The organism is Burkholderia sp. Ac-20345 (genome assembly GCF_017104825.1).
Taxonomy (GTDB): Bacteria; Pseudomonadota; Gammaproteobacteria; order Burkholderiales; family Burkholderiaceae; genus Burkholderia; species Burkholderia lata_B.
This window is the reverse complement of sequence record NZ_JAAGPO010000021.1, coordinates 41102-67954: the sequence shown is the minus strand read 5'-3', so window position 1 is coordinate 67954 and position 26853 is coordinate 41102. Positions and strand designations below refer to the sequence as shown.

Annotated in this window: 26 protein-coding genes; 10 read left to right on the top strand and 16 right to left on the bottom strand. The window is 60.3% G+C overall.

Annotation, left to right across the window (positions count from 1 at the left end; all coding sequences use genetic code 11):
• Positions 1-77: 77 nt before the first annotated feature.
• Both G3O06_RS10840 and G3O06_RS48985 read right to left on the bottom strand, forming a co-directional pair.
• Positions 78-1745 (bottom strand): cation acetate symporter, encoded by a 1668-nt coding sequence (locus G3O06_RS10840; RefSeq protein WP_205816003.1) that lies wholly within the window; start codon positions 1743-1745, stop codon positions 78-80.
• Complete coding sequence (locus G3O06_RS48985) at positions 1742-2062, bottom strand: DUF485 domain-containing protein (RefSeq protein WP_277403707.1); 321 nt, start codon at positions 2060-2062, stop codon at positions 1742-1744. Before G3O06_RS48985 ends, G3O06_RS10840 begins: the two co-directional genes overlap by 4 nt.
• On the opposite strand from G3O06_RS48985, the gene G3O06_RS48980 reads away from it, so the two are divergent.
• Positions 2016-2168 carry a hypothetical protein gene (locus G3O06_RS48980; RefSeq protein WP_241019752.1) on the top strand — a complete coding sequence of 51 codons (153 nt, stop codon included), beginning with the start codon at positions 2016-2018 and terminating at the stop codon, positions 2166-2168. The two genes, G3O06_RS48985 and G3O06_RS48980, sit on opposite strands and share 47 nt — an antisense overlap.
• 18 nt (positions 2169-2186) lie before the next feature.
• On the opposite strand, the gene G3O06_RS10830 is transcribed toward G3O06_RS48980, so the two are convergent.
• The 9 genes from G3O06_RS10830 to G3O06_RS10790 form a co-directional block, all read right to left on the bottom strand.
• A complete protein-coding gene (locus tag G3O06_RS10830; RefSeq protein WP_205816001.1) occupies positions 2187-3413 on the bottom strand; it encodes an FAD binding domain-containing protein in 1227 nt (408 codons plus the stop codon).
• Positions 3414-3426: 13 nt separating this feature from the next.
• The gene (locus G3O06_RS10825; RefSeq protein ID WP_205816000.1) at positions 3427-3897 is read right to left on the bottom strand and encodes a VOC family protein; all 471 of its coding nucleotides are present in this window, start codon (positions 3895-3897) and stop codon (positions 3427-3429) included.
• Positions 3898-4177: 280 nt separating this feature from the next.
• On the bottom strand, positions 4178-4891 hold the full coding sequence (locus G3O06_RS10820) for an ABC transporter permease (RefSeq protein WP_346779506.1): 714 nt from the start codon (positions 4889-4891) through the stop codon (positions 4178-4180).
• A 124-nt stretch (positions 4892-5015) separates the two neighbouring features.
• On the bottom strand, positions 5016-6206 hold the full coding sequence (locus G3O06_RS10815) for an ABC transporter substrate-binding protein (RefSeq protein ID WP_205815999.1): 1191 nt from the start codon (positions 6204-6206) through the stop codon (positions 5016-5018).
• Between the two features lie 2 nt (positions 6207-6208).
• Positions 6209-7024, bottom strand: a complete 816-nt coding sequence (locus G3O06_RS10810; RefSeq protein WP_043186871.1) for an ABC transporter ATP-binding protein — start codon at positions 7022-7024, stop codon at positions 6209-6211.
• Positions 7021-8130, bottom strand: a complete 1110-nt coding sequence (locus tag G3O06_RS10805; protein ID WP_205815998.1) for an acyl-CoA dehydrogenase family protein — start codon at positions 8128-8130, stop codon at positions 7021-7023. The genes G3O06_RS10810 and G3O06_RS10805 overlap by 4 nt, the downstream gene beginning before the upstream one ends.
• Entirely contained in the window at positions 8103-8669 is a 567-nt protein-coding gene (locus G3O06_RS10800) for a carboxymuconolactone decarboxylase family protein (RefSeq protein WP_205815997.1), read from the bottom strand. The genes G3O06_RS10805 and G3O06_RS10800 overlap by 28 nt, the downstream gene beginning before the upstream one ends.
• 101 nt (positions 8670-8770) lie before the next feature.
• Entirely contained in the window at positions 8771-9727 is a 957-nt protein-coding gene (locus G3O06_RS10795) for an AraC family transcriptional regulator (RefSeq protein ID WP_205815996.1), read from the bottom strand.
• Between the two features lie 227 nt (positions 9728-9954).
• The gene (locus G3O06_RS10790; RefSeq protein WP_205815995.1) at positions 9955-10677 is read right to left on the bottom strand and encodes a TetR/AcrR family transcriptional regulator; all 723 of its coding nucleotides are present in this window, start codon (positions 10675-10677) and stop codon (positions 9955-9957) included.
• 349 nt (positions 10678-11026) lie between these two features.
• Between G3O06_RS10790 and G3O06_RS10785 the strand changes: the two genes are divergently transcribed.
• Positions 11027-11569 carry a 2,4'-dihydroxyacetophenone dioxygenase family protein gene (locus G3O06_RS10785; RefSeq protein ID WP_205816018.1) on the top strand — a complete coding sequence of 181 codons (543 nt, stop codon included), beginning with the start codon at positions 11027-11029 and terminating at the stop codon, positions 11567-11569.
• 40 nt (positions 11570-11609) lie between these two features.
• Here the strand turns inward: G3O06_RS10785 and G3O06_RS10780 are convergent, their stop codons facing one another.
• The gene (locus G3O06_RS10780) at positions 11610-12680 is read right to left on the bottom strand and encodes a substrate-binding domain-containing protein (RefSeq protein WP_205815994.1); all 1071 of its coding nucleotides are present in this window, start codon (positions 12678-12680) and stop codon (positions 11610-11612) included.
• A 281-nt stretch (positions 12681-12961) separates the two neighbouring features.
• Here G3O06_RS10780 and G3O06_RS10775 point away from each other — a divergent pair, with 281 nt between their 5' ends.
• The 4 genes from G3O06_RS10775 to G3O06_RS10760 all read left to right on the top strand — a co-directional run bounded on the left by G3O06_RS10775 (position 12962) and on the right by G3O06_RS10760 (position 17513).
• The gene (locus tag G3O06_RS10775; RefSeq protein WP_205815993.1) at positions 12962-13723 is read left to right on the top strand and encodes an SDR family NAD(P)-dependent oxidoreductase; all 762 of its coding nucleotides are present in this window, start codon (positions 12962-12964) and stop codon (positions 13721-13723) included.
• A gap of 36 nt (positions 13724-13759) precedes the next feature.
• Positions 13760-14872: a glycerol dehydrogenase gene (locus G3O06_RS10770; RefSeq protein ID WP_205815992.1), complete on the top strand. Its 1113-nt coding sequence runs from the start codon at positions 13760-13762 to the stop codon at positions 14870-14872.
• Positions 14873-14922: 50 nt separating this feature from the next.
• Positions 14923-15885 carry a cyclase family protein gene (locus tag G3O06_RS10765; RefSeq protein WP_205815991.1) on the top strand — a complete coding sequence of 321 codons (963 nt, stop codon included), beginning with the start codon at positions 14923-14925 and terminating at the stop codon, positions 15883-15885.
• A 239-nt stretch (positions 15886-16124) separates the two neighbouring features.
• Complete coding sequence (locus tag G3O06_RS10760) at positions 16125-17513, top strand: MFS transporter (protein WP_241019749.1); 1389 nt, start codon at positions 16125-16127, stop codon at positions 17511-17513.
• A gap of 343 nt (positions 17514-17856) precedes the next feature.
• On the opposite strand, the gene G3O06_RS10755 is transcribed toward G3O06_RS10760, so the two are convergent.
• Positions 17857-18390: a helix-turn-helix domain-containing protein gene (locus G3O06_RS10755; protein ID WP_205815990.1), complete on the bottom strand. Its 534-nt coding sequence runs from the start codon at positions 18388-18390 to the stop codon at positions 17857-17859.
• Between the two features lie 488 nt (positions 18391-18878).
• On the opposite strand from G3O06_RS10755, the gene G3O06_RS10750 reads away from it, so the two are divergent.
• The gene (locus G3O06_RS10750; RefSeq protein WP_205815989.1) at positions 18879-19823 is read left to right on the top strand and encodes an NmrA family NAD(P)-binding protein; all 945 of its coding nucleotides are present in this window, start codon (positions 18879-18881) and stop codon (positions 19821-19823) included.
• Between the two features lie 149 nt (positions 19824-19972).
• On the opposite strand, the gene G3O06_RS10745 is transcribed toward G3O06_RS10750, so the two are convergent.
• Positions 19973-21046 carry an alcohol dehydrogenase catalytic domain-containing protein gene (locus G3O06_RS10745; protein ID WP_205815988.1) on the bottom strand — a complete coding sequence of 358 codons (1074 nt, stop codon included), beginning with the start codon at positions 21044-21046 and terminating at the stop codon, positions 19973-19975.
• 519 nt (positions 21047-21565) lie between these two features.
• Here G3O06_RS10745 and G3O06_RS10740 point away from each other — a divergent pair.
• Positions 21566-22477 (top strand): LysR family transcriptional regulator, encoded by a 912-nt coding sequence (locus G3O06_RS10740; protein WP_346779504.1) that lies wholly within the window; start codon positions 21566-21568, stop codon positions 22475-22477.
• A 127-nt stretch (positions 22478-22604) separates the two neighbouring features.
• On the opposite strand, the gene G3O06_RS10735 is transcribed toward G3O06_RS10740, so the two are convergent.
• Together G3O06_RS10735 and G3O06_RS10730 are read right to left on the bottom strand one after the other, a co-directional pair.
• Entirely contained in the window at positions 22605-23543 is a 939-nt protein-coding gene (locus G3O06_RS10735; protein WP_205815986.1) for a nuclear transport factor 2 family protein, read from the bottom strand.
• Between the two features lie 12 nt (positions 23544-23555).
• Positions 23556-24533, bottom strand: a complete 978-nt coding sequence (locus tag G3O06_RS10730; RefSeq protein WP_205815985.1) for an LLM class oxidoreductase — start codon at positions 24531-24533, stop codon at positions 23556-23558.
• Between the two features lie 151 nt (positions 24534-24684).
• On the opposite strand from G3O06_RS10730, the gene G3O06_RS10725 reads away from it, so the two are divergent.
• Together G3O06_RS10725 and G3O06_RS10720 are read left to right on the top strand one after the other, a co-directional pair.
• Positions 24685-25662 carry a LysR family transcriptional regulator gene (locus G3O06_RS10725; protein ID WP_230624464.1) on the top strand — a complete coding sequence of 326 codons (978 nt, stop codon included), beginning with the start codon at positions 24685-24687 and terminating at the stop codon, positions 25660-25662.
• Positions 25663-25791: 129 nt separating this feature from the next.
• On the top strand, positions 25792-26814 hold the full coding sequence (locus G3O06_RS10720; protein WP_205815984.1) for an LLM class oxidoreductase: 1023 nt from the start codon (positions 25792-25794) through the stop codon (positions 26812-26814).
• Positions 26815-26853 lie beyond the last annotated feature (39 nt).

The following is a 26853-nucleotide window of genomic DNA, read 5'->3' as shown; positions in this document are numbered from 1 at the left end:
TCGATGTTGTCTTTTATGGTCAAGCAACGGAGCGTAGGGCAACGATTTCGCTGCTTGCGCGCTCCGTTGAACATGTGTCAGTGATTTGCCGGGATGGGTGAGGGCGAGCCTGTCTCGCACACCACGAGTTGATCGTCGAACATGGCGCGTTCGCGATTGCCGGTCGCTGAGCGATCAGTCACGGAGAACAGCCAGATGCCGGAAAAGGCAGCAATGATTGAGAACAGAGCGGGATATTCGTACGGATAGATCGCATGGCTGTGACCGAGAACCTGGACCCAGACCGTCGGGCTGAGAATCGTCAGGACGACCGCAGTCAGCAAGCCCAGCATTCCGCCCATCACAGCGCCTCGGGTTGTGAGGCCACGCCAGTAGATCGACAGCAGTAGCACGGGAAATGTCGAGCTCGCGGCAATCGAAAATACCAGGCTGACGACGAAAGCGATGTACTGGTTTTCGAATGCGATCGCCAGCAAGGTCGCGAGTACCCCCAATACGAGGGTCGTGATGCGCGATACATTCAGCTCCTCCTTCTCGGTTGCGCGTCCTTGCCGAAATGCATTCGCATACAGGTCGTGGGACACTGCTGATGCACCCGCAAGCGTGAGCCCCGATACGACCGCCAGAATGGTCGAGAACGTGACTGCGCAAATGAATCCCAGGAAGAGGTCGCCACCGACTGCATGCGCCAGATGGATCGCGACCATGTTCACGCCGCCGATCAGCGCGCCCTGGCCGTCGTGGTAGGTTGGGTCGGACGATACGAGCGCAATGGTGCCGAAGCCGATGACCACGATCAACGCATAGCCGATGCCGACGATGCCGGTTGCATGAAGAATGCTCTTGCGTGCCTCCTTCACATCGGCAACGGTAAAGAAGCGCATCAGGATGTGCGGAAGTCCGGCGGTGCCGAATATCAACGCCAGGCCGAGCGATACGGCTGAAACCGGATCATGAATCAGCCCGCCAGGGCTCATGATCGCGTCGTGTCGCGGGTGTGCCTGCACGGCTGCTGCGAAGAGGGCGTCCGGGTTGAAGGCGAAATGGCGCAGTACCATGAACGCCATGAATGCGCATCCCGAGAGAAGCAAGACAGCCTTGATGATCTGGATCCACGTCGTAGCAAGCATTCCACCGAAGAACACGTAGACGACCATCAATACACCGACGATGATTACGGCCGGAAGATAGTGAATGCCGAAGAGAAGTTGAACGAGCTTGCCGGCACCGATCATCTGTGATACGAGATACAGCAGCACTATGACGAGTGAGCTGATCGCGGAGAACGTCCTGACCGGGCGCTGCTGAAGGCGGTACGATACGACGTCAGCAAAGGTGAATCGTCCGAGATTGCGCAGTGGCTCTGCGATCAGTGCGAGGATGATCGGCCAGCTCGCGAGGAAGCCGACGGAATAGATGAGCCCGTCGTAGCCGTTGGAAAATACCAACGACGAGATGCCGAGCAGCGATGCGGCCGACATGTAGTCGCCCGCGATTGCCCAACCGTTCTGGCGGCCGGTAATCTTGCCGCCGGCCGCGTAGTGATCGGCGACCCCGTTATTCTTGCCGGCAGCCCAGCGCGTGATCACCAGTGTCGCGACGACGAACGCGACGAACATCGCGATGGCGATCGGATTACGCGTCTGATGCGACGTCGTCGAGACCGGGCCGCTGATGACCGGACTCGCCCATGCGAAGGCCGACGGAAACACCGCGACGCACGTCAGCATTTTTGGGATTTTCATGATTGCTCCTCGCGGCGAATGGCGTCGAGTGTGGTGTCAAAGACCGTATTGGCACGGTGCACGTAGATCGCGACCAGGGCGAACGTGAACCCGAGCATGCCGACGCCAATCGGAATGCCCCATGTGGTCGGATGGCCTGCAACGATCGGCGTGCCCAATACGCGCGGCGCGAGCGCGATCAGCAGAATGAATGCGAAGTAGGCCGCGAGCATGCTCACGGTCAACGTCCATGAAAACCGGCGCCGGCTCCGTACGAGCTGACGAAACCGAATGTCGGCCAGAATCGCCTGTGCCTTCGCTGGCCCGTGTCTCGGCATCGAGGGCTGGGCAGCGCTCGAATACGCCGTCGCGTTTGTCATCGTCTTCCTCCAGGTGGTGGCTAATCGTTTCGATGCGGCGGTACCGGCTCTGACGGCCGGTTAGCCAATCCGCACGTTTGCATCAAAGTTGCGGGGCGACCGCTGTTTCCCGCATGACTGCTTCGGGCGTCCGGTACTTCTCTGCCATGTCGCGCTCGATCTGACTTTTCATTTGTGCCTGCATGTATGCGCCGAGGTGGCGGGCATGTTCGACGATCGCCGTGCCGAACCGCAGGCGCTGATGCTCATAATCCGCCAGCGCATCGACGATACTGGCGCTTGCGGCCAACGAGCGCGCGAGTTGCATCGCGTCTCCTGCTGCTTTGGTGACACCCATGCCGCAATGCGGACGAGCGACGAAGGCGGCATCGCCGAGCAGCACGACGCGATCAAATACGAGTTGCGTTGCCTCGAGGTCGTAGATCGGCTGGAATAGCGGTTGCTTCGTCCTGGTTACAACTTCCGCAAATTCCGGAGACAGGAGGCTGTGTGCCGCGTCACGCATGTCGGCCAGGACATCGGCGCGAATCAGATGCGGCGGAATGCCGTTCGCGTGAAATTTGCCCGTTGCATCGGTCAGCAGGTCGCGCAACGCGACCGCTTCGTCGGTAGGCCGGTACCACACAAAGTTGTAACGGCGTTCTCCGGCCCGGGTGCTGTTGCCCGGACCCGCGACCGGATAGCCGAGCATTTGCTCGCCGGACGGAAGGCAGAAACCGAACTTGTCGAAGAGGGTGTCCCATGTTCCCGGGGACAATTCGCGTTCGTCGACCAGTCCGCGCCATGCAATGTAGCCGGCATACTGCAAAGGCACATCGGGCAGGAACTTCTGGCGGATCGCCGAGCGAAACCCGTCCGCCGCGACGACGAGGTCAGCCTGCAGCGTGTCGCCGTCGGACAGTTTGACTTCGGCGTGGTCGTCCGAACTGACGACTTCCTCGACGATGGCGCCTGATCGGTAGCACGTGTCAGGCAGTGCGGACCGCAGGACGTGAAACATCTTGCTCCACGCCGTGAGGGTTTGCGTCAGCGGACACGTACCCGCCGAACTTCCGTCGGCATTCAGCGTGATCCGGCTGTGCACCGTGACGCCGATATCTTCGTTGACCTCGACGCCGGCCGCAGTCAGCGCATCGAAGAGTTCCGGATGTGTGACGATACCTGCGCCACGACCCGAGAGTTCGTCGGGTGAGCGCTCGAGAACGGTAACGTCCCAACCGCTTCGAAGCAGCAGGTTTGCCGCGAAAAGTCCGCCGAGCGAGCCGCCGACGATAAGAGCCTTGCGGCTATCGGTGTGGTTGCGTTGCATTTTGGATTCCTCCTTACTTTGCCGTAGCGGCGGCCGGTGTGGCTTGCTTGAGTGCGATGGCCTCGTCTGCCGGGAAATTCACTTCGATGGTGACGCCCGACGGATCCTCGACGAACACTTGATGCAGGCCGAGACTCGGCACCGTACGGTCGCGCCACGCGTAGCCGGCATCGCGCAACCTTGCCCAGAACTGTTCAAGGCCGGTTGCGAGAAACGCGATGTGGTCGACTGTGCCGGTGCCTGTTTGCGGCAAATCCTTGTCGCCGAGATAGGCGATCAGCCCTTCCGGGGCGTTCGGGTCGATACCGATGATGTGGACGACGCCGAACTCGGATTCGTCGCCGCCGTTGTAGAGCCAGACGCCCGGAAAATTGAATGGGGGGCGGAAACCCTCACGAAAGCCGAGAACCTGCGTATAGAACTGCCGCGACTTCTCAAGATCGGTCGTACGGATCGAGTAGTGGGCAAGCTTGGTGATGGCCATTGGCGTCTCCTTAATTTATCAACCGATAAGTTATCGTTTGATAAATTATAGGGCGAGGCGATTTTTCGTAAAGCGTGATGTGCGTCGGTGTTTACCCGTTATGGGGAGTGAGCATGTGACCCATCTTGGATCGCCGGTTTCTGCGCAGTCGGGACGGGCAGAATGTATGAGGAATCGTCACCTGCGATACGAAGACTGTGTTTTCGACACGGTCAGACTGGCTGCATCCGACCGTATCGCCAAACTTGTGTTTTTGAGTGGGCGTGCGCCGACTTCACGATTACCGCATGGAACTTGCTGTGCCGAAACGGTTCCATGCGAGCCGCGCGGTTTGGTCGAGCATGAAGCCGAGCGTACCAATCACGAGAATGATCGCGGTGAGTTCGGAATAGGCGAGCCTGTCGCGCGTATCAAGCACCAGATATCCGAGCCCTGAACTTACGCCCAGCATCTCAGCGGGCACGAGCACGATCCAGAGAATGCCGATTGCAAGGCGCACACCGGTGAGTACATGGCTGGCGATGCCAGGCAAATAAACGTGCAGGAGCATCTCGGCGGGCGTCGCCGCCAAGCTTTCGCCAAGCTGTACCCAGCGCCGGTCGATCTGGGCTACGCCATGCGCCGTGCTCATCAGGACCGGCCACAGCCCGGCGAATGCCAGAAGGAAGATGACCGGCCGCTCGCCGACACCGAGTGACATTACGGCAATGGGCATCCACGAAAGCGGTGAAACCATGCGGAGGAACTGAAGCACCGGCGATAGCGTCGCATCGATCGCCTTGATTCGGCCGAGCACGAAGCCAAGCGGTACACCGAGCAGTACGGCGATCGCGAGTCCGCTTGCAATGCGCCGCAGGCTCGTCGTGATGTGCATGAGGAGATGGTCTTCCGCGACGAGGATAGGTAGCGCGGCGAAGGCTCGTGCTGGCGAGAACTGCACGGCGAGGCTGTCTGAATCAGTGGCAAGCGTCAATGCGACCGACCAGAGCACGATGACGCCGGCAAGGCCGACCGCGCCAGGTACGGCCCGTGCAAGCCCGTGGCGCAGGCTGCTCCAATTGGCTTGTGCCGTGCCGTAACGGCTAGCCCTGTGTGGCGCGCCAGGTGGCAGGGGGCTACTAGACACGAATCAGCTCCGTGCGCGTATAGCCGTCGGGCAAACCGAAGGCCGACATGCCACCCACCGCTTCGATGCTTTTCCTGACGAACCGGTCATCCACCAGGTCACGGGAAACGAACGCCGGATCCAGCGTTGAAACGAACGCCGTATCACCTTCCACGCGCGTTTGCTTTAGGCGCCGCACCAGCTCTTCTGTATAGCCGGGATAGGGGTAGGGCTGGAAATCGATTCGCTTTCCGTGCCAATCAGGATGAACGATTGCACGGTCGCCAAGATAGCGGCCGGTAGCATCCGGCGGTGGTGCAAGCACAGCACGGAGGATCTCCGGGCTGTGTGGCGTGTAGCGATTCTTGCCGGTCTTCGACAGCAGGCCGGCGGCTTCGTCGGGATGGTCGCGTGTCCAGGACTGCGCTTTCACGATCGCATCGATGACCTTCTGAGTCCAGGTCGCACGCTCCCGCAAATCCCGCTCGTGCATTGCCACGACGCAGCACGCATGGTTGCGCCAGACATCGCCGGTAAACCGCAGGACCTTGCCGATCTTCAGGTTCTCCGCTGCCGCATTGAATGGCTCGGCGACGATGAAACCGGCAATCTGCCTTGAGGCCAGTGCGGGTGGCATGTCGGAGGGAGCCATCACAATCAGTTTGACTTCGCGGGGGCCAGGTGAGCCATCCTTCCTGAGTACTGGGGTGAGGCCTTGAGCACGCAACACATCTTGTAGCACGACGTTGTGAATGGAATACCAGAATGGAACGGCGACGGTCTTGCCACCCAGGTCGGCCACGCTTCCAATGTCGGCCGAAACAGTCAGCGCTGAACCGTTGACATGGTTCCATGCCATGACTTTGAGAGGGGCGCGGCTGCCGTAGCGCGCCCAGACTGCCATTGGCGACAGGAGGTGGACCACGTTGACCTGACCGGACAGGAACGACTCGACCAGTTGGGCCCAGCTACGCAGCAATACGGGCTTGTCGGCGGGAATACCTGCAGATTCGAAATAGCCGTTGTTGTGAGCGACCAGAAGTGGTGTTGCATCGGTAATCGGCAGATATCCGATGCGAACCGGAGCATCCGGCTCACTTGCCGCGCGTGCATGCTGACTGGCGATCAACGGCGCGGCGCCGGTGGCGGTGAAGAGCGCCGCGAGCTTGAGCCACTCACGGCGAGATATCGGAAGTTGGCACATGATCAATCCAGCGTAAGGAAATCAGAGGCCGTCGTGTGTATCCACGATGGTGTTGACGTGTACTTGAGCGCACGGTGCAACGAGCTGAGGATCTGCTGGCGCACGGCACTCAGTTCTGCCGTGAGCACCTCGCGCGGCTGAGGGGAATCGACTCGCCAGTGGTCGATTGGGCGGCCCGACGTGCCGATCAGCATGATGCGATTTGCGACGAGCAGCGCTTCATCGATGTCGTGCGTCACGAGCACTGTTGCTGTGCGCGTTTCCTGGACAACGCGGATGAGCAATTGCTGCATGTCGGCGCGCGTGATTTCGTCGAGTGCCGCAAACGGTTCATCGAGCAGCAAGAGCCGTGGTCGTCTGGCAAGCGAACGTGCCAGCGCGACGCGTTGGGCCATTCCGCCCGAAAGCTGAGACGGACGCAGCGCATGTGCATGTGCTAACCCGACTTCGGCCAGCGTTTCGGCAACACGCATCCGCCGTTCCGCACGGGATAGGCGCAATTGGCGGGAGAATGTCAGCCCGAACGCGACATTGCCGGCGGCTGACAACCACGGAAGCAGGCATGGGTCCTGAAACGCGAGCGCGATGGACGGGTGCGGGCCATCGATGCACTCGCCACTGATCCTCACGGTCCCGTGTGTCGGGCGCTGTAGTCCGGCCAGAACGCGTAGCAGGCTCGACTTGCCAGACCCGCTCGGACCGAGTAACGCGACGACCTCGCCGGCGGCGACGTCGAGTGAGACTGCGTCAAGTACGAGCGTCTCGCGGCCCGGATAACCGACGCATAGATCCTGCACCTCGACAAGCGGATCGCTCATGTCGCCTCGCTTCGGGAGCGTCGATCAAGCTCGGCCTTGAGTTGCACCAGACTTGGCGTCACGATCGGGATAAATGCGGCTTCGCGCCAGCGTCTATCGAATCCAGCGTTCGCATCACGCAGGTATCCGCGGCCGCCGCTTGCTTGCAGTTCGAGATGCACTGCCCGGTGAGCAAGGTCGGCAAGTGCGATCCGGATATGGAAGAGGCTGGACGGATCTGATCGAAACGATGAGTCGCTGATGCCCTGGAGCAGGGCCGCAGACGTCAGATCAAGTGCCTCGGCGGTTGCTCGGAGTTCCGGCCCGAGAACGGCTCGAGCCGAAGCCCGAGATGCCTCGTGAAGACTGCGTCGCGCGAGACCGATCGACATCCCGCACTGCAAGGCGAGAAATGCTGGTCGAGCCTGGGAAAGAAACACGGTCGCGTCGGGATGCAGTTCCCATGATGGATCGGAGCGAACACGATCGATGGTCAGTGCAGCCGTATTGCTGCCACGCAGCGCGATCAATTCCAGGTCTGCACTTCGAATCATGCCGGTTGCGGAGTGGGGGACCGCAACGATCGACGCACGGTCGCCATCGCGGCGAGCAACCGCGGCTGCGACCACGAAACCTTCGGGCCGAAGGTTCGTGATCCACGCGAGCTTCCCGTTCAACCGCAGGCAATCGGCCTCGCTGGCGTCAGGCGTTGCCTCGACCTGCAGCGTCTCGATCCCCGACAGATGCTTCATTGCATTCGACAACCCGGTCGCACCGGCGATGTGTCCATCGAGTACGTCCGGGAGCAATCGTTCACGCAACGCCGAATTCGGGCTCTGCAACAGATATTCGACGAACGTGCGTTGGCCCCACAGTACGAACGCCGCTGTCAGTGAACGTTCGGCTAACGACGCGATTGCGCCGACGGCGTCGGCCGTGTGTCCCCCGATACCTCCGGACGCGACAGGGACGCCGACGCGAAACAATCCCGCGCGCGCCAGCTTGGGAACGACCTCGGCTTTCAACGCAGTACCCGTATCCAGTTCGCTGGCGTGTTCGTCGAGCCATCCGTCGAGTTCTGACGCAAGCCCGGGAGGCGTCACGCGGCTTGTTTGGAAGGTTCCCATTGGTAGCTGACGAGTTCGGGATTCAGTTCGTTGCGAGCAAGATTGTTCGCAAAATTGCATAGTGTCGCAAGGCTGACGCCGAGTACGACCTCGAGTGCGTTGGCGTCTGAAAATCCTGCACGACGAAACGCATCGAGTGCGTCGTCAGCGACATTGCCACGTGTCGCGATGACAGCTCGCGTGAACGTTGCGATGGCGTCGAGCCGTTCGTCAGGAATAGTGGCGTTCGCTCTCAGCGCATCCACGACTGTTGGCGCGAGCCGGGCCTTCTTCAGTGCTGCGGCAGTGTGGCCGGCGACGCAGAAACCGCATCCGTGGATGGCAGCTGCCGTGATCTGAACGGCCTCCCGTTCCGCGAGGTCGAGACCGGCACGGCCGTTGATTGCGGCGACGGTCAGGTACGTTTCGAGGGCGGCCGGCGCTGTGGCGAGCGAAGCGACCAGGTTCGGCAGGAAGCCGTTGGCCTGCAAGGATTTCTCGAGCAACGGTGCACTTTCTACGGGCGCACTGTCGACGGTGTGAAGCGGAAATCGGCTCATTGGTTTCTCCGGTAATGACAGGATCATTGTCGTTACGCGGCCGTAGCCGGGCAATGCGCGAACGTCTGCGTTTGCTGTGCGTTCGTCTCGGTGGAGAATCGTTAGTGAACGGCGGCGAGTGGGGCGTCGGTCCGGATCCCTGGTGCTCCGTGGGTGCGACGCCACGCCCCCGGCTGCACACCCGTTGTGCGCTTGAAGGCGTGCGCGAATGCCGATTCGGACTGGTATCCAACGTATTCGGCGGCGCGCGGGATCGCCCAGCCTTGCGAGAGCAGTTCGCCGGCAATTTTCATGCGCATCAGCGTCACGAATTGACCTGGAGGATGTCCGCACGATTCGCTGAAGTGCTTGTAGAACGCTGCACGCGACATGTTCACGAATGTCGCCATTGATTCGGTCGTCCACGCGTCCTTGGGCGCGTCAATAATCGCGGCGATCAGCGATGCGAACTCGGTGCGTTTCATCAGCAATGCAAGCGCGCTCGCAACCGCATTGTGTCGCGCCGCCTCGCGAACCGCGTAGAAAAGCAGCAATTCCACGAGCCGATCGAGCAGTGGAGACGGCCTGTCGCCGGAAGCGGACGCTTCATCGTGCAGCAGATCGAACAATGCGTGAACCCCGGAATGGGCCGCGTCGCCCTGGCGCACGATCAGGTGATCGGGAAACATCGATACGATCCACTGACTGGTGTTGCCATGAAAGTCGACAAAGCCGCATGCCAGGCCGACGGATTCCGGCACTGTATTATCAAGCGGCTGCATCGTGCCGCGGCGCTCGACCTCCGTTCCGATCCCGGGTTGGTTCGGATTGGCGGAGAGCCAGTGCGGGATATCACGGAGCAGGAATACTGCATCGCCTCCTGAGACCGATATGCTGGGACGGCCATCGTTGAAATGCAGCCAGCATGTGCCATGCAGAACGACGTGAAAACTCGCGCGTGCACGTCCGTTGGTCGATGCCTGCCAATCGCCGCAATACTGACCGACGTGAAATAGCGAACTCGCGGGTTCAAGGCTCGAAAGCAGCCAATGGATAATCTTGTCGGTCGAAGCGGTCATGGCGAATCGAGGGCAGATGCAACGCATATCGACGACCGGCTGCCGTGCGGGCGCGCCATGTCGGCACACGATCGTAAGCCGACGCGTGCCTAAAGCAAAAGAATATCTGGTGGAAAGGATATTCCAGGGCGCTGCAAATGGAACCGGTGCAAATGGCGCGGGACGCTACTGCGATCTACCGCGGCGTTGGCATGCGCGCAGGAAGGAGGGGACGGGTGAGGTGGGACTTATGCGGACCTGCGGCGCGACACGCGGGAAGGCGCACGCATCTTTTTCAGCGTTGCCGGCGTTCCGTTCAGGAATACGTCGACCTGTCGATCGACCAGCGTATCGACATCTTCCGGTACAGGTAACCCATATACCCACATTCGGACACCGATATAAAAAATACTCGCATGGAGATTCCAGATCAGCTCGATCTCGGCGTCGAGCTGGGCATGACTCGTTGGGTCGGGAATGTCATAGGCGCTGCGCAGCTCGCGCAAAACCGGCAGAAAGACGCGCTCGCGCAGCTTGGTCAGGTATTTCGTGTTGATGCCTTCTCGACTGAGGCCCGCGAAGATGAAGGTGCGTATCCATTCCCGCTGGAGAATGGTGTGTGCATACGACCGATAGAATCCTGAAAGGCGCTCCTGCAGCGGAATCGTGCGGTCCGAGATCTGCTTTTCCCAGGTGGGATCCCACTTGTAGATCTCGCTGTATACGCGATCGATGAGGGCATCCTTGCTCGGAAAATAGCGATACAGCAGAGGCTGCGTGACGCCAATCTCGCGGGCCAGTTCGCGTGTGCTGCCGGAAAAGCCGTGCGTTGCGAAATGCTCGATCGCCTTGTCGACGATCTGTTGTTCGCGTTCCTCGGGAGCGAGGCGTCGCCCGACCGTCGAGCTCGCGGGCTTCACCGGCTCCGGGTGAGCGGGGGGGGCAGAATTGACGCGCTTGGGCTTCGACATGATTGAGCTCCTGATCCGCTGCCATTGTTATCTATCGGTCGACAAATAGCAATGTGACCCAACGCGGGAAAGCCGCTGGGGTCGCCCAACCGGCGGGGACGATCGGCGCGTGTTGATCGCACGTCTGCACGGTGCCCGATTCCGGCGCGCCGAAGGGGCGCCGATTGACGACCGACACGGGATTCACGGTTGGCCTGCTCATGAGTGTTTGAAAATATGAAGCGCTTCAAATATACTGGCGACCCAGGTGCTTCTGAAACAAGATAAGCACCCAAAATATGAAGCGCTTCATATTTGGCTGGATGAAGCGTTCCTCACTACCGTCTCGATGTTCACCCGGAGCTCAATGATGTCTACTACGCTTGAACGTAAACCCGACGAACTCGCTGTCCCGTACGCATTGCCGCAGGTCCCTTTCATGTCTCCGGATATCGTTCACACCGGCGTCCTGGGCAAATGGCTGGAAGACGACAATCTGTGGGTGCCGACAACGCAGACCGTCTCATTCAAGCCGCTGCTTCTCTGCGCAAGCCAGGGCTACTACGTGAATCTGCTCCGGGTGCGCCAAGCCGGCGTACTTTCACGCCATCGGCATACCGGCCCCGTTCACGCAATCGTGCTGAAGGGGCGCTGGTACTACCTGGAGCATGATTGGGTGGCCGAGGAGGGTGGCTATGCCTATGAGCCCGCCGGGGAGACGCATACGCTTTACGTGCCCGAAGGCGTCGACGAGATGATCACCTGGTTTCACGTGACGGGCGGCTATACGTACGTCGACCCGCAAGGCGTTGCCGTCGGCTACGAGGACGTATTCACGAAGATCGAGGCGGCCAGGCGTTACTACGAAAGGGCCGGTCTTGGTGCCGACTACGTCGAGCAGTTCATTCGATAAGGTCGTCATTTATGGGGAAAGCGCCGTTCGGCGCGTTTCCTCAGGCCTGCTTGCGCGTGCGCCTAGACGTAGCCGGGCGTCGGGCACTGTCGGGTACGTCGCCGAGGCTGTCGCGCAACACGATTTCCGCGGCGACGGCTTGCGGATCGTCGAAGGTGCGATTTTCCGCCAGCCCGACGATACGTCGCGCAGCGAGCACGCCGATTTCCCTCGTCGGGACGCGGATGGTCGTGAGCGGCGGCTTCGTGATGGCTGCCAGTTCGATATCGTCCATCCCGGTGATCGACATGTCCTCCGGGACGCGAATACCGTGCTCGCCGCACTCGTGCAATGCGCCGATTGCCTGAAGGTCGGTGTGGCAGATCAGGACAGTCGGCCGCGTGTCCATCGCGATGACGCGGCGTGCTCCGTCGCGTCCTCCCTCGATCGAAAAAGGCTCCTCGATCACGCAGTTCGGATCGAGTTCGAGTCCGGCTTCCTTCATTGCATCCGCTATGCCGGCCACGCGCTGGCGGGCACGCTTGTTGTGCTCCAGCGAGCCGCAAATCGTCGCGATGCGCTCGTGTCCTCTTTTGAGGACCTCCTTCGTCATCAGGTAGGTCGCCTGCCGGTTGTCGAAATGGATGCACTCGCCATAGCGAGGCTCGTCGTTTTCCCAGGTCAAGACGAGCGGGATGCGTCGTTGGCGCATCAGGTCGAACACCCGGTCTTCGTGCGCGGTCCCGACCAGGACGACGCCGTCCACGCCGCGCTCGACCACCGCCTTCACGACGTCGTACTCCCGTTCAGGGTTGTATTCGTGGCTGGCAAGCACGACCTGGTAATTGAAATCCCACAGGGTGCGCTGGAGCGTATCGAGGGACTGGACGAACGCCGGGTTGTACATCGTCGGATAGATCGCGCCGATCGTCCGGGTCTTCCTGGAAGCGAGCGCGCGCGCGGCGCCGTTGCTCACATAGCCGAGTTGCTCCACGGCGCGCTTGACCAGGGCAAGCGTCTTTGGCTTGACCTGGTTCGGCACGGAGAGGGCGCGGGAGGCGCTGCCGAGTGAGACCCCTGCGAGCCTCGCGACATCCTCGAGGGTGGGGCGGGGGGAGTCGAAATCTTTCATGACTGCAATTATTGCAAAGTTGAAGACCCGGATTGGTCATTGTGCCCTACGGGTAAACGTGCGTCGACAGGGAGTACCGTCGATCCAATAATTGAAGCGCTTCATATTCTTGCGATCCATCGAACTTCCGTCATTTCAGAATTTTTCATGATGGCTTGCCTGATCCCAAAAATGAAGCGCTTCAATAATACTGGAATCATAGCCGATTCCAGCAATCGACATGGAATGTGCGGACCGCGGCGGAGCGAGTCCTCCAGCATGCAAAACAGTACGGTGACGAAATGAATCATCAAGGGCGTGTTGTGTTGGTGACGGGTGGGGTCGGCGGTATCGGCTCGGCGATTGTCGAGAGGTACATCAGCGCCGGTGCACGCGTTGGCGTGGTGGACTTTGACGAGCGCCTCGGGCGAGAGAAGGTCGATCATTGGCAACGAAATGGTGGTGACGTTCACTTCGTGGCCGCAGATGTCGGCAAGTACGAGGACTGCGAGCGTGCCGTGGACGCCGTATCCGGCGCGCTGGGATCGATCGATACGCTGGTGCTGAACGCCGGCATCTCGCCAAAACACGACGGCTTGCCGAAGCGCATCTTCGAGATGGACGAAGCCGAGTGGGCGCGTGTCGTCGACGTCAACCTGAACAGCGCGTTCCATTTCTGCCGCGTCGCGTCGCCTGCGATGGTGAAGAACAGGTTCGGCCGAATCGTGATGATGTCGTCAGTGGCGGGCAAGGCGTATCTCGACATCGTCGGCGCCCACTACAGCGCGACGAAAGGCGCGCTCATCGCGTTCACGCGTCACCTTGCCGGTGAGTTGGGGCCGCACGGAATCACGGTCAATGGCCTATCTCCCGGCCGCATCGACACGCCGTTGCTTCGTACCGTCTCCAGCGACGCAAATTCGGCCGTGGTGAACGCTACCCCGCTGCGTCGCCTCGGGACCACGGATGAAGTCGCGGCAGTCTGCGCGTTCCTGACGTCGGCGGATGCGAGCTTCGTGACCGGTCAGGTGATCGATGTGGCTGGCGGCTGGCTGATGACCTGACCCGGCAAACCCGGTCCAACAAGCGAGGATTCAAAGATGCTACGTACGATGGGATTTCCGGGCCAGTATGTCCAGGGCCCGGATGCATTGCTCGAGCTGGGGCGTGAACTCGGCCGAATGGGGTTTCGCCGGCCGTTGACATTATGCGACGCGATCGTCGGAGAGAAGGTCTGGCCGGTTGTCGAGCGCGTGCTGGCCGATGCCGGGCTCGCGCATCGGCGCATCGCGTTTCCCGGCGAATGCTCGAAATCGACAATCGACGCCCTTGTTGTCGAGGCAAGGCCCTCGGAACCCGACGTGATGGTCGCCCTGGGCGGCGGAAAGACCATCGACTCTACCAAGGGCGTGGCGGCCACCCTCGGGTTGCCGGTGGTGATCTGCCCGACAGTGGCTTCGAACGATTCGCCGACGAGTCGCCTTATCGTGCTGTACGACGACCAGCATAAGGTCGCCGGCGTCGAGTATCTGACGAGCAATCCGGCGGCCGTCATCGTCGATACGAAGATTATCGCGCAAGCACCAGTCCGTTTCTTTGCGGCAGGGATCGGTGACGCCGTCAGCAAGAAATTCGAGGCGCGGCAGTGCCACGGCTCAGGCGGCAAGAATTCCTTCGGTACGCCGGCGCTGCATACCGCGCTGCTGCTCGCCGATGCCACCTATGACACGCTCGTCGAACTCGGACCAACTGCATATCGGTCGGTATCTGCCGGGCAGGTTGACGAAAGCGTGGAACGCGTGGTCGAGGCGACGGTGCTGTTGAGCGGTATCGGTTTCGAGAGTGGCGGACTTTCCCTCGCGCATGCGTTGATCCGAGGGCTGACGGCCATTCCCTCGATGGCCGCGGCGCTGCACGGTGAACTGGTCGCATTCGGTACGTTGGTCCAGTTGCTGATCGAGACGCGCAGCGATGCCGAGGTTCGCGCGCTGCTCGAACTGTTGCTGGCCGTGCGTCTTCCCGTGACCTTCGACGAACTCGGACAGGCCGCACCGCTGACGCCCGACGAAATGTCGATCGTCGTCGGCGCGACGCTCGCAACCCGCTACAGCAGCAACATGGTGCCCGCGCTGACGGCCGATCGCCTGGCGGAAGGATTGAACCGCGCGGACCAGATCGGCCGGCAGGCGCGGCTGTCGCACGAAAAAACGTAACTTAAATCATCGCATGTCACGACATGCACCATCGCAGCACGGAGGAAGACATGGAAGCCAGAAACGTACCGCACGTTCGAGAACTGCTCGCAGACTCACCGAGGAACTGGGGGAAGTGGGGGCCCGACGACGAAGTCGGCGCATTGAACTATCTGACGGCTACGGAAGCGCTCAAGGGGATCGCAACCGTGAAGCAAGGCAAGTCGTTCACGCTTCAGGTGCGCATGGGTGATCCGGACGGCGATCCCGTGTGGCCGGGGCGTCAGGGTGCCAAACGCATGAACGTGATGGACCGCGGGCAATATTGCTGCGGCAAGGGGCCGAAGTTTCCCGGCTCGTATCAATATGCCGACGACGTGATGTTCATGTACCTGCAGGGTTCGACACAATATGACGCGCTTGGCCACGTCTGGTACGACGATCAGATCTGGAACGGCTACGACGCGGAGACGACGATCGGTAGCCTTGCGAAGGCGAGCGTGTGTCCGATCGGCGAGCGCGGCGTCGTGGGGCGTGGCGTGCTGATCGACATCGCGCGATACCGCAAGAAGGAGGTGCTGGAGCCGGGTGAGACGTTTACGCATCTCGACCTGCTGGCCGCGGCCGATGCGCAGGGCGTTTCGATCGAGAAGCGCGACATTCTCGTGATTCGTACCGGATGGATCGGTTCATTTTACAAACGGGATCGCGCGGAATTCTACGCAAACTTCAAGGAGCCAGGCCTCACGTACAGTCGCAAACTCGTTCAGTGGTTCCACGACATGGAGATCCCGAATCTCGTTACAGACACGATCGCCAACGAGGTGACGACCGATCCCGTTTCAGGCGTCGACTTACCGTTGCACAACGCATTGATGCGGAATCTTGGCATCACCATGACCGAAATCGCACAACTGGATCCGCTTGCCGACGATTGCGCACAAGACGGGCAATACACGTTTCTCTATACGGCCGCGCCGTTGAAGGTGGTTGGCGGAACGGGGGCGCCCGTGAATCCGGTCGTGCTCAAGTAGGCGCACGACCACGAACCGACCCGCGGCGTAGTGGCGGACAAAGGACCGTCGGCCACGCGCATTCATGCTGTTTCAGGTAGTCGACACGGGAAACGTGCGGCAACGACGATGCTCCAACTGAAGCGCGTCAAAGCAGCCGCTTTATGAAGCGCTTCATTTGTTCGTCGGTGGTCTCGCACGATGACGCGTATTCCACACAGCGGCCGCCGCCCCGAAATAAGAGAAGAGGAGAGGAGTACATGGAAACGATGAATAGCGGAGCGGCGCCGGAGCGCGCCGGATCGACGCCGGGCACGCGCAAGATCGCGAAGGAATCCTGGATGGCGTTGCTGCTGCTGTGGCTCGTCTACGCGATGGACGCTAACTCGCGCCAGATGTTCTTTGCCGTCTTGCCCTCGATCACCAAGGAATTCGGAACGAGTGCGACGACGATCGGACTGTACGCAGCCATCATCACGATGTCGACCGCACTGATCGCGATCCCGGCAATGGTGTGGGCTGACAAGGGCGGGCACGGCTGGCGGCGCAAGTACCGTCATCTTCCGATCGTCGTCGGCTACACATTGTTTACGTTCCTGACGGGGTTCAACCTGTTGACGGGAACGCTGGGCGTGCTGATTGCGCTACAGGTTCTGTCGCACGCGTTCGGCGGAGCAGGTGAATCCATCGAGGTCACGTCGCTGGCCGAATGGTGGTCAAAGGAGCGGCGAGGTCTCGCGCTCGGCATTCATCACACAGGGTACCCGTGGGGCACGTTGCTGGGCGGGTTCGCGATCAGCGGGTTGCTGAGCATCTATGGACCGGAGAACTGGCGTATCGCGTTCTTGCTGTTCCCGATCCCGATGATCATCGTATTTGCATTGTATTGGTGGTACGGCAGCGAGAAGCGTTATGACCGGCTACATGCGCAAATCGCCGCAGCGGGTGAGACGCCACCGCTGACCGCCGATCTCGAACACGGCTCGGGTGCACCGAAAGGCTCGTTCGGGGTTGCGATGAAAAATCCGAACATCTCCGTCATCGCGCTGGTCTCGCTGCTGGCCATCGTCGGCTATTTCGGTATCAGCTTCTGGCTGCCCCAGTATCTGGCGTTTGTCGCGCATTACAACTTCGCGGAGGCCGCTGCATATAGCGTGCTGTTCACGATCACTGGGGGGATCGGCCAGATCGTCTGGGGATGGATCTCCGATCGCGTCGGCCGCAAGCTGTGCCTGATGGTAGTGTTCGTCTGGCTAGCGATCGGGATGCTGCTGTTCAAGTATTCGTCCATGAGCCTGGCAACCCTGATCGCGATCCAGCTCTTTGCCGGATGCGCACTGAATGCGCCGTACACGCTCGTCTACGCGATCGCGTTCGATTCGACCCGACCAGGCACCACCGGCATCGCCGGTTCCATCATCAATGCAGGGATCTATCTTGGTGGGTTCGGGCCGTTCGTGATCGGTGCACTCATTGGTGCGGGCGGGGGCTTTAGCTCTGCGTCGGGGTATAACAACGCGCTCTACTTCATCTCGGGTCTCATGGTCGTTGCTTTCGTCCTGACGGCATTGTTCACGCGTGAAACCGCCGGATGGTTTCGTGCGCATGATCGCGCGCTGGTTAGCAAACGGGCATGCAATCTTGAATAGGCTTGGTTTTGCGACTGAGTTCGTTCCCGGGTGTAGTCAGGAAGGTGGCGGGCATTGAGAGCGGTGGTCCGTTGTCGATGACGCGAAGTATGGGGCGCCCGAGTGTATGTCCTGCTGGTTAGAAATGAAGGCGACCGTGTTGACAGGCCAACATGTGACGGAAACACGATCGCCGGCCAGTCAAAAGGGTGCCCCTTGTACAGCGGCCGCTGCCTCGAGCCCTGTTCCTGAGATGACTCCCGATCTATCCAACTGCGCCATCGCATGAGTCAAGGACTCGTGTTGAACCGTGTTTCGTGAGATGCGAAGTAAGAACGTCCAAGCGGAACACCACAGGCAGATTTCATCCGCAGGCTTCTTGCGGGGGATCGGTATGGGTTTCTGCTGCGCGCTTTGCTTCGATATAAGCGAAGCGGTCCTGAACTATCTTGTCTGCAGCAGGGCCGGGCACGACAACGTACTCTTCGTTGTTGATTGCCCGGCCAGTCTGTAGATCCACTAGCCCCATGCGAACCGGACTTCCAGAGGTCCGTTCAATCAACTGTACAGAGCGACCCTCCGGGGAAAAATGCTCGTTTCCCCACTCAATAAGCGCCAGCATCACGGGGCGAAACGACCAACCAAGGTCAGTGAGATGATATTCATAGCGGGGGGGCTTGTAGCTGTACTGGACGCGATTCATCAGCCCAGTTGCCACCAAATCTGACAGGCGCTTGGTCAGCATGCTCGGCGCGATGCCAAGACTCTTCTCGAACTCGTCAAAGCGTGTCAGACCATAAAGGGCATCCCGGAGGATCAGGATGTTCCACCACTCTCCAACTCGACTCAGGCTTTTGGCCACAGGGCAGGGCCACTCGCTCAGATCCACGCGTTTCATACGACCCTCGAGGAAACAGTTGCTTTCATGATGATAGTAACTATATGCTACTATATCGATAGTAACAGGCTTGACCGATCTGAGGGCTCGCTGCGGTGTACGTTCGACCCCAAGGTGGCTTCCGTGCTGGGTCGTCAACGGTGTGCCCTCGTTGGAGGGCGGCGGGACCGCGCGGACCTTACCTGGAGCTCGACCTTGCGTGTGCGCGATCGATTTTCATTTGCATAGCGCGTGTGCAGCGACGGCAGGACACCGATAGATTTCTCGTAACAAGTCCAGGTCTTGGACACGGTGTTGACTGGGAGGGTGGGGCGGCAGATCTGTCGAGCTTGTTGCTATTGACATCAACCGATGCGAACGGGTGATTGCATGCAGCTTGATGTATCAACCAATCGCTTAGGACTGCAATATTAATATGGTAAGAACAGGCTGTCCCCGCAACGCTTTCAGGGGCTTGTCGTCATTTCGAATAGAAAGGTCACCATCTCATGTCTGAAAATCTCTCAAAGCAAGAAACGATACTGATTACTGGAGCAACGGGCCGCCACGGAGGCACGTCTGCACACGTAGTAGACGAGTTGTTGCGGAACGGGCATGCAGTTCGTGTCTTTGCGCGCAGCGAGAGCGAGAGAACAGAGAGAATGAAGGCGTTAGGCGTAGACATTGCGTTGGGGGACTTCAACGACCGACGGAGCCTCGTCGCTGCGCTGGATGGTGTTACAACTGCAACCTTCACGTATCCCATTGCAGGTGGCATCGTCCCAGCAGCCGCGACCTTTGCATCTGCTGCTCGCGAGAAACAAAATGGGCTGCGGATTGTCGTGATGTCAATGGCGGTTGCGCACCCCGATAGCCCAAGCCACCTGGGTAGGGCACAGTGGTTGGCGGAAGAGATTTTTCAATGGGCCGGACTGGACGTCTGTGTGCTTCGAATTGCAGCCTTGTTTATGGAGAACCTTGCGACGCTCCACAGCACATCTATCAAGGCAAATTCCGGCTTCGCCAACAGTTTTGGACATGTCAACGTTCCGTGGATAAGTGGCATCGACGCCGGCCGCCTCATGGTCGCTGCCATTCTTCGGCCAACGCTGTTCGAAGGGCATAGTGTGCACTATCCCCCCGGCGCGGAACAATGCAGTCACGACGAGATTGCGTTGATGTTATCCGATGTGCTCGGTCGGCCAATTCGCTTCAATGCGCTTACCCAAACTGAGTGGACTGAAGATATTCTCGCGCAGGTTCAGTCGGATCCCGACTCAATGTTAAATGCAGATATGGCAAAACATATATCTGCAGTCGGCGCAGCACTCGCGAATTCCAAAGCCCCGATCCGCTTACCGAACCCCGAGGAACTCCGGAACCTTACTGGGGTAAAGCCGATCTCGGTACGGGAGTTCATCACAATGAACCGTGATATTTTTGTCACAGGCTAACTGTCGTGTAAAGGCAGTCGGTACGACATCCGACACATCTGCAAACGATGTGCAGTTCTAGCCGTACCTGACGTCACTTAATCGATCGCGGTGTGCGCCTGATCAGGGGTTGGACGATCAGGCGCGTACGCAGTGGCAGTGATGTTTGACTACGGTTTCAGGGCGAGTTTCACGACTCCATCCCGTTGATGGCCGAACAACTCATAAGCCTCGACAACATCGTCGAGCGAGTAGTGGTGTGTCACGAGGTGATCGAGCTTGATACGTTGGCTCGACACTACGTTAAGCAGTCGGCGCATGCGCTCCTTGCCGCCCGGGCAGGTCGACGTCACGATGCGCTTGTTGGCGAGGCCGGCGCCAAAGCCGTCCAGCGGGATCGGGATGCTCTTCGAATAGATGCCGACGCTCGAGATTGTGCCGCCTGGGCGCGTGACATTGACGCACGTTCCGATCGTCTCGTCTCGGCCGAGACATTCGAGGGCGACGTCCGCGCCCACGCCCTGGGTGAGCTTCATTACTTCCTCGACCACGTCGCACTTCGTCGGATTGAGCAGAACGTCCGCGCCCATCGTCTTCGCCTTCTGCAGCCGCTCTTCGACCGGATCGACCGCGATGACGAGACCGGCACCCATGAGCCGTGCGCCACTCGTCGCACAGAGGCCGATCGGGCCTTGGGCGATGACGACGACGACGTCGCCAATCTTGATGCCGGCGGATTCGGCCGCGGAGAAGCCCGTGCTGACGATATCGGGAATGAGCAGAACGTCCTCATCCGTCAGGTTGTCCGGGATCAGCGCGAGGTTTGCCTGCGCGTCGGGCACGACAAAGTACTCGGCCTGGCAGCCATCGAGATAATTGCCGATCTTCCAACCGCCAGCGACCTTCCAGCCGCTCGGCGATCGGCTGCCGCATTGGGAGTGGAAGCCCATCAGGCACGACGAACACTGCCCGCACGGCGTGACGGCCGCGCACAGCACGCGCTGACCTTCCTGGTAACCCTTTACCTGGGAGCCGAGCTTTTCAATGATGCCGATCGGCTCGTGGCCGAGCGTCAGCCCTTTCTCGACCGGATATTCTCCCTTGAGGATGTGAATGTCGGTGCCGCATATCGTCGTGGTCGTGATGCGAATGAGTGCATCCGTCGGCCCGATGTCCGGAATCGGCTTGTCTTCGAGCGCGATACGGCCGGGCTCGATGAATACGGTTGCTTTCATGGTTGCCATCTAGCTCTCCTGTGAACAGCGCGCATCTCCATGCAATGCGGGACCGGGAAGTATCCGCACGAGATGCATGAACTATCTTGCGATACCGGTCAGAAAAATCGCAGCGCCCGCCATCTCTTCACTGATGGTCGGTCGTCGCCGACGTGACATTGCCAATGGGGTGATCAGGCCCGGGAATGCACGAAGGCAATTGAGGACTTCGCTCGCCTCGGTATCGTCCTTCTTGCCGACACTTAAGTGATCGGTTGATAAATTATAGTGATGAGCCGACAATAGAAGCACATGTCGACGGTAGGTGTTTACCCCTTCGAGCGTGGATTGACGCAAGGGCCAGCGTGTTCGTGCGTCGATTGTTAGCAGTATTGCTAACGATGAGTTAACGACGCGCACCATGAGCCGGGGCGCGCTGCTGCATGATCCAGGCGACGCGCACGTCGCACTTGATCATGCGGTCGTACGGACTAGCGTGGCAGTTGCGTCTCGAGACGAGGCTGCACAAGGTGCCAGTGGGAGTAGTCAATGGATAAATTTCAAACCATGCAGATTTTCGTTCGCGTCGTCGACGTGAACGGTTTTTCGAAAGCGGCGGATACGTTGCAGCTTGCGAAGCCAGTCGTGACACGCGCGATCAAGGACCTGGAAACGCGCCTCGGTGTGCGGTTGATCAATCGCACGACACGAAAGCTGCACCTGACCGAGGAAGGTCGGCTCTATTACGAGTCCGCGGTCAAGATCCTGAGTGCCGTCGACGAAAGCGAATCCGTCTACAGGCTGGGCGTCGCGAAACCGACCGGTACGCTGAGGATCGACATGCAGACGTCGATCGCGAAATGCGTGATCGTTCCCAAACTCGCGGCGTTCCGGGAGCAGTATCCGGGAATCAACTTGATCATTGGCGCCACCGACAGGATCGTGGACCTGATCGAGGATGGCGTCGATTGCGCGATTCGTGTCGGCGTGCTGGGCGATTCGACGATGATCGCGCGGCAGATCGGTGTATTCAAGCGCGTGACGGTTGCGTCCCCGGACTATTTGAAGCAGGCAGGCATACCGGAAACGCTGGACGACCTGACCGATCACCGTGTCGTCTACTACACATCGGGCAAGGGCGTCCGACCGCCGACGTTCGATTTCCAGACCGATGCTGGGCCGACCACAATCCGCATGACCAGCAGCGTTCAGGTGAATAACTCGGATACCTATATCGCGCTGTCGAAAGCGGGTTTCGGCCTGATACAGCCGGCGCGATTCGCAGTAAGCGAGGAACTGCGGCGCGGCGAACTCGTAGAAGTGCTGCCGAGCTATCCGGTGCCGCAGAAGCCTATCTCCGTGGTGTACTCGCAGCGGAGCAACCTCGCGCCCAAGCTGTGCGCTTTCCTTTCGTGGGTGTCGGACGTATTCGAGTCCTGCCAGGAAACATTGAATGCATGAGTGCGGGACGGCATGCCTGACGCATATTCGTCCTGCTTGGCCAGCGCGTACGCAACACCGGTCACTGAAGGGCAGACTGCCTTCACTCAGCGAACGTGCCGTTACGGCATCGCCCGCTGTTCCTTCGTCACGCGGTGAACCAGCCGGGAAAATACGCCATGTGCTCGATTTTCCATGTGCCGTCATGCTCCTTCGCGAGGCGGATCCGATAATGCGCGCCGTACAACCGGTTGCCGGAATCATCGCCGGTGCGGCCGGGCATGATTCTGCCGAGCACCATCGTAGCGTGATCTCCGTCCGGTCCGATCTCGATGCGGAGAGGTTCACCGTTGTGCTGCATCCACGGCCAGGGCATGCGAAACGCCTTCAACGTCGTCATCAGCTCGCGACGTCCCTTCAGGTGCCCCATGGGTGTCAGCTCGGCCTCTGCCTGCTCACTGAAGGCCGCGGCGAAGAGCACGAAATCGGCTTGATCCAGTGCCCATGCATAACGGAACCACGCGTCGGCGATCGCTTGTTCGTCGCTGACCGGAAGTAACGATTCGGGAACGCGATGCCAGGGAGCGTCGAGCTCGCTGACGATGACTGCTGGCGCGTCGCCGGGTTTCCAGGCGCGATCCGATGGTGGGAGCTTCCATCCGGGCAACGAAGTGGCGTCGCCCTGAGTCCAGTTCAGTTGAATCCTGATTTCGCGAATCCGTGGCTCGCCGTGGTGCGTTTCGACAGTCAGGACAACAACGCCGCCGAACCCCGTGACAGTTGAGTCGCGAGGTCCGCCGGCCGGACGAACTTCACCGTGGACGTACGCGCTGACGACGGCGGTGTCGCGATCGGCACGCGCGACGCGATTGGTCGCGGTGATGCGTGTGAACCCGGAGCCGGAAAACTCATTGCGCAGTCGCTCGATGACAGTGCCCTTTCCATGAACATGTCCGCGGTGGCTGCTGAAAAGATCGACGTTTTCGTCGAGCAAGCTGTCGACCGACGCAACGCGAGGATCCGCCCATGCATCGACGAATGCATCCAGCGTGTCGAGCAATTGACTGCGTGAAGTGGCTGACGACATTGAATTTCTCCTTTACTCGGCCGGAAAGTGCGGCAGGACGAATTCCGCGAGTTCTGCCAATGCCTCTTCCGCCGGCCGGCGCAGAGGTTTGAGATTGAGCGTGACGTGGCTGACCCCCTGGGCCTGCTGCCTTTTCCACAACGCGATAAGTGCGTTGCGGCCGATCCGGATACCGTTGGCAACGTATTGCATCGGCTCGTTCGGGTTGTCCGAGAGGTCGAAGAACGCCGCATAGCCGTAGGGCCGCACCCAACTGCCGTCGTGACTCGCACGCCACATCTGCAGCAGGTCCGGGATGCGGTTGAAATCGCTCAGGTGCCAGATCCAGCCGTCGCTGTGCGACGCGATCCACCGCAAGTCCTGGCGTGCGCGGCCGATGACGAGCATGGGCATGCGTTCGCGAGCGGGTTTCGGCACCATGTCTATGTCGCCTCGCAAGGTGCCGTAATGCCGGGTCGTAGCGCGAGGGAACGATTGTTCCGTGACGGTCTTGATCAGGTCGAATGCATCGCGGTAGCGTTCCCCGCGGTTTTCGTACGCGACATTGAACGCCGGGTATTCGATCGCGCGATCTCCGCTCGACAGGCCGAGCAGCAATCGCCCGTTCACCAACTGGTCGACGGACACGGCTTGTTTGGCGACGATGAGCGGATCCCTGAGCGGCAGGACGATGCCGGCGGTGCCGAGCGCGATCTTGCGGGTGTGAGCCGCGAGGAAGCCCAGGTAGACCATCGGATCCAACATCTGCCCGGTGTCGCCGAATTGCGGATCGTAGAACGGCACGTCGCGCATCCAGAGCGCGGAGAATCCCGCCTCGTCCGCAATGGTCGCCAGCCGCTGGTGGTTTTCGAGCGTCGGGAACGGCGACTGCGGATAACCCTCCAGCGGCATGATGAAACCGAAGGTCAACCGCCCGGGTTGAAATACCCGACGGTATCCCGGATGTGCTTGCAGTTCTGCAGGCAGGGGCCCGATAGGGGGCTGATTCATGATTTGATTCCGGTCGAGGAAGCGGCATGGATCCTCGACAGTCATTCGGGCGTGTTGTTGCTCGCACTGCTTATGTCGAAGTCCTGCCTCGATATGATTCGATTCTGGACAGGTTTGAAGGATACGGCGATGATTGGGGACATGGATTCCCATGTCAGGGAACGCCGCTTTCCAATTACATCGCGAGGCATTGGCTACCTTGGAACCCAACCGATTCGGTGATATCTCCGCATTCGTCGCGGCAGTGAAGGCTGGCAGTTTCACTGCGGCAGCGTCGTCGCTGGGCGTGACTCGCTCAGCCGTCGGCAAATCGATCCTGCGCCTCGAAACCCGCCTGGGGGTACGCCTGCTCAATCGCACAACGCGGACGTTGAGCCTTACTGACGAGGGGCGGGTCATGTACGAGCGCTGCCATCAGATCCTGCAGGATCTTGATGAGGTCGATGCGCTAATGGCCCAGCGCCGGGGCAAGCCGACCGGCACGCTCAAGCTGACGGCTCCGCTGTCGTTTGGCCAGCGCCACGTGCTGCCGATCCTAGATGTGTTTCTGAAGCAGTGGCCTGATTTGCGGGCCGACATCTGGTTTACGGATCGCTTCGTCGACCTCGTCGACGAAGGGTTTGATATCGCGGTCCGGATTGGTACGCCGAAAGACGATTCGCAGATCCTGACGCGAACTGTGGGCGCCCAGCAGTTCGTCGCCTGTGCGTCGCCGGATTATCTGGCCCGGCGCGGGACACCGCGTATTCCGCAGGACCTCGAGGGGCACGACACGATCGTTCTGCTCAGTGCGGAACATCCGCGAGCTTGGCGTTTCGAGATGTCCGACGGTCCCTATGTATTCGAGAAACCTGGGCGCTTGAACATCGACAGTTCCGAGGCGATGCGCGAGGCTGCGCTGGCCGGCTTCGGTCTCGTTTACCTGCCGACCTACATTACGGGAAACGACCTGCGCGCCGGTACGCTCGTAGAGGTGTTGAGCGCCTATCGCACCGCGCCGGATCCCATTCGCCTGATCTATCCGAGCAAGCGCCATTTGTCGCCGCGCATTCGCGCATTCATCGACCTGCTCGTCGAGTCATGGTCCGCCGGTGTCCCTTGGGAGCGGGTAACGCCTGCCGCCAACTAGCATCGACGCAAAGAGGAGCACGTCGGCGATTGGGTACTTGAGGGACCGGGTTCAGGTCACATTGGCCGGTTTATCCCGTTCGCGGAATCAATGACACTGTGGGTCATGCGAAACCACGAGGTCATAGCCATGACTGACTCCCTTGCCGCAGTCCCATCGGTTACGGACACCGATATCCCCACTCCCCATCCTGCGCTCCAGCAGCATCCGGGATTCCAGCGTCTGTTCCGACCGAGCGCGCTGACCCTTGGCCTGATTCTGCCGCTCGAAACCCATCCGGGACGACCCGCACCCACGATGCGAGGCCACGTGCAGATGGCACAACGCGCGGAGGCGCTGGGATTCGGTGCGCTGTGGATGCGCGACGTGCCGTTCTACGATCCCCATTACGGGGATGTTGCGCAGATCTTCGAGCCGCTCGTCTACATCTCGTATCTGGCTGCGGCCACGCAGACCATTGCGCTCGGCACCACTGGAATCGTGCTGCCGACCCGCGAACCGCTGAATCTCGCGAAGCAGGCGACTTCACTGGATCAGCTGAGCGGCGGTCGTCTGGTGCTGGGCCTGTCGTCGGGCGATCGCTACAGCGACTATCCCATGTTCGGTATCGACTACGAGAGCCGTGGCGATCGTTATCGCGACGCGTATGCCGTGTATCGAAGCGTGTCCGAGGAGCACTTTCCGCATTTTGAATCGGCCCGGTTCGGCGGCTCGACCGGCGAACTTGACCTGGTGCCGAAGGCACCGTTCGGACGGGTTCCCGCGATCGCCGTGGGGCAGGCGCAGCAAAGCATCCAGTGGCTTGCGCATCATCTCGACGGCTTCCTGGGAGCCGCGCCCAATGTGGATCGGCTAGCGCAGCTAGGTGTCGACTGGCGCACCCAAGTCCGCCTCGCTGCCGGTGACGACGCGTTCAAGCCCTGGGGGCTCGGGGGCTATCTTGATTTGAGCGACGATCCGGACGTGCCGTTCCAACGGATCCCCGGCGGATTTCGTGCTGGGCGCAACGGGTTGCGGGCATATCTGACGGCAGCCCGAGAGGCCGGCGTCTCGCACGTTGCGCTCAATCCGAAGGTCAGCCGCCAGCCTTATGACGAGATTCTCGACGAACTGGCGGAATACGTTCTTCCGGATTTTCCTTCGCATATCTGATCAAAATAGGACGCAAGAATCCCTGCGTCCATTCGTGGA

Bases quoted from the DNA above. Each gene is read 5' to 3' on its own strand.
- G3O06_RS10750 (WP_205815989.1), top strand. From the start codon at position 18,879: ATGTCTGAAAATCTCTCAAAGCAAGAAACGATACTGATTACTGGAGCA.
- G3O06_RS10745 (WP_205815988.1), bottom strand. From the start codon at position 21,046: ATGGCAACCATGAAAGCAACCGTATTCATCGAGCCCGGCCGTATCGCG.
- G3O06_RS10785 (WP_205816018.1), top strand. From the start codon at position 11,027: ATGTCTACTACGCTTGAACGTAAACCCGACGAACTCGCTGTCCCGTAC.
- G3O06_RS10780 (WP_205815994.1), bottom strand. From the start codon at position 12,680: ATGAAAGATTTCGACTCCCCCCGCCCCACCCTCGAGGATGTCGCGAGG.
- G3O06_RS10840 (WP_205816003.1), bottom strand. From the start codon at position 1,745: ATGAAAATCCCAAAAATGCTGACGTGCGTCGCGGTGTTTCCGTCGGCC.
- G3O06_RS10795 (WP_205815996.1), bottom strand. From the start codon at position 9,727: ATGACCGCTTCGACCGACAAGATTATCCATTGGCTGCTTTCGAGCCTT.
- G3O06_RS10775 (WP_205815993.1), top strand. From the start codon at position 12,962: ATGAATCATCAAGGGCGTGTTGTGTTGGTGACGGGTGGGGTCGGCGGT.
- G3O06_RS10805 (WP_205815998.1), bottom strand. From the start codon at position 8,130: ATGGGAACCTTCCAAACAAGCCGCGTGACGCCTCCCGGGCTTGCGTCA.
- G3O06_RS48980 (WP_241019752.1), top strand. From the start codon at position 2,016: ATGTCGGCCAGAATCGCCTGTGCCTTCGCTGGCCCGTGTCTCGGCATC.
- G3O06_RS10720 (WP_205815984.1), top strand. From the start codon at position 25,792: ATGACTGACTCCCTTGCCGCAGTCCCATCGGTTACGGACACCGATATC.
- G3O06_RS10790 (WP_205815995.1), bottom strand. From the start codon at position 10,677: ATGTCGAAGCCCAAGCGCGTCAATTCTGCCCCCCCCGCTCACCCGGAG.
- G3O06_RS48985 (WP_277403707.1), bottom strand. From the start codon at position 2,062: ATGCCGAGACACGGGCCAGCGAAGGCACAGGCGATTCTGGCCGACATT.
- G3O06_RS10725 (WP_230624464.1), top strand. From the start codon at position 24,685: ATGTCAGGGAACGCCGCTTTCCAATTACATCGCGAGGCATTGGCTACC.
- G3O06_RS10740 (WP_346779504.1), top strand. From the start codon at position 21,566: ATGGATAAATTTCAAACCATGCAGATTTTCGTTCGCGTCGTCGACGTG.
- G3O06_RS10825 (WP_205816000.1), bottom strand. From the start codon at position 3,897: ATGGCCATCACCAAGCTTGCCCACTACTCGATCCGTACGACCGATCTT.
- G3O06_RS10830 (WP_205816001.1), bottom strand. From the start codon at position 3,413: ATGCAACGCAACCACACCGATAGCCGCAAGGCTCTTATCGTCGGCGGC.
- G3O06_RS10815 (WP_205815999.1), bottom strand. From the start codon at position 6,206: ATGTGCCAACTTCCGATATCTCGCCGTGAGTGGCTCAAGCTCGCGGCG.
- G3O06_RS10730 (WP_205815985.1), bottom strand. From the start codon at position 24,533: ATGAATCAGCCCCCTATCGGGCCCCTGCCTGCAGAACTGCAAGCACAT.
- G3O06_RS10760 (WP_241019749.1), top strand. From the start codon at position 16,125: ATGGAAACGATGAATAGCGGAGCGGCGCCGGAGCGCGCCGGATCGACG.
- G3O06_RS10770 (WP_205815992.1), top strand. From the start codon at position 13,760: ATGCTACGTACGATGGGATTTCCGGGCCAGTATGTCCAGGGCCCGGAT.
- G3O06_RS10765 (WP_205815991.1), top strand. From the start codon at position 14,923: ATGGAAGCCAGAAACGTACCGCACGTTCGAGAACTGCTCGCAGACTCA.
- G3O06_RS10735 (WP_205815986.1), bottom strand. From the start codon at position 23,543: ATGTCGTCAGCCACTTCACGCAGTCAATTGCTCGACACGCTGGATGCA.
- G3O06_RS10800 (WP_205815997.1), bottom strand. From the start codon at position 8,669: ATGAGCCGATTTCCGCTTCACACCGTCGACAGTGCGCCCGTAGAAAGT.
- G3O06_RS10755 (WP_205815990.1), bottom strand. From the start codon at position 18,390: ATGAAACGCGTGGATCTGAGCGAGTGGCCCTGCCCTGTGGCCAAAAGC.
- G3O06_RS10810 (WP_043186871.1), bottom strand. From the start codon at position 7,024: ATGAGCGATCCGCTTGTCGAGGTGCAGGATCTATGCGTCGGTTATCCG.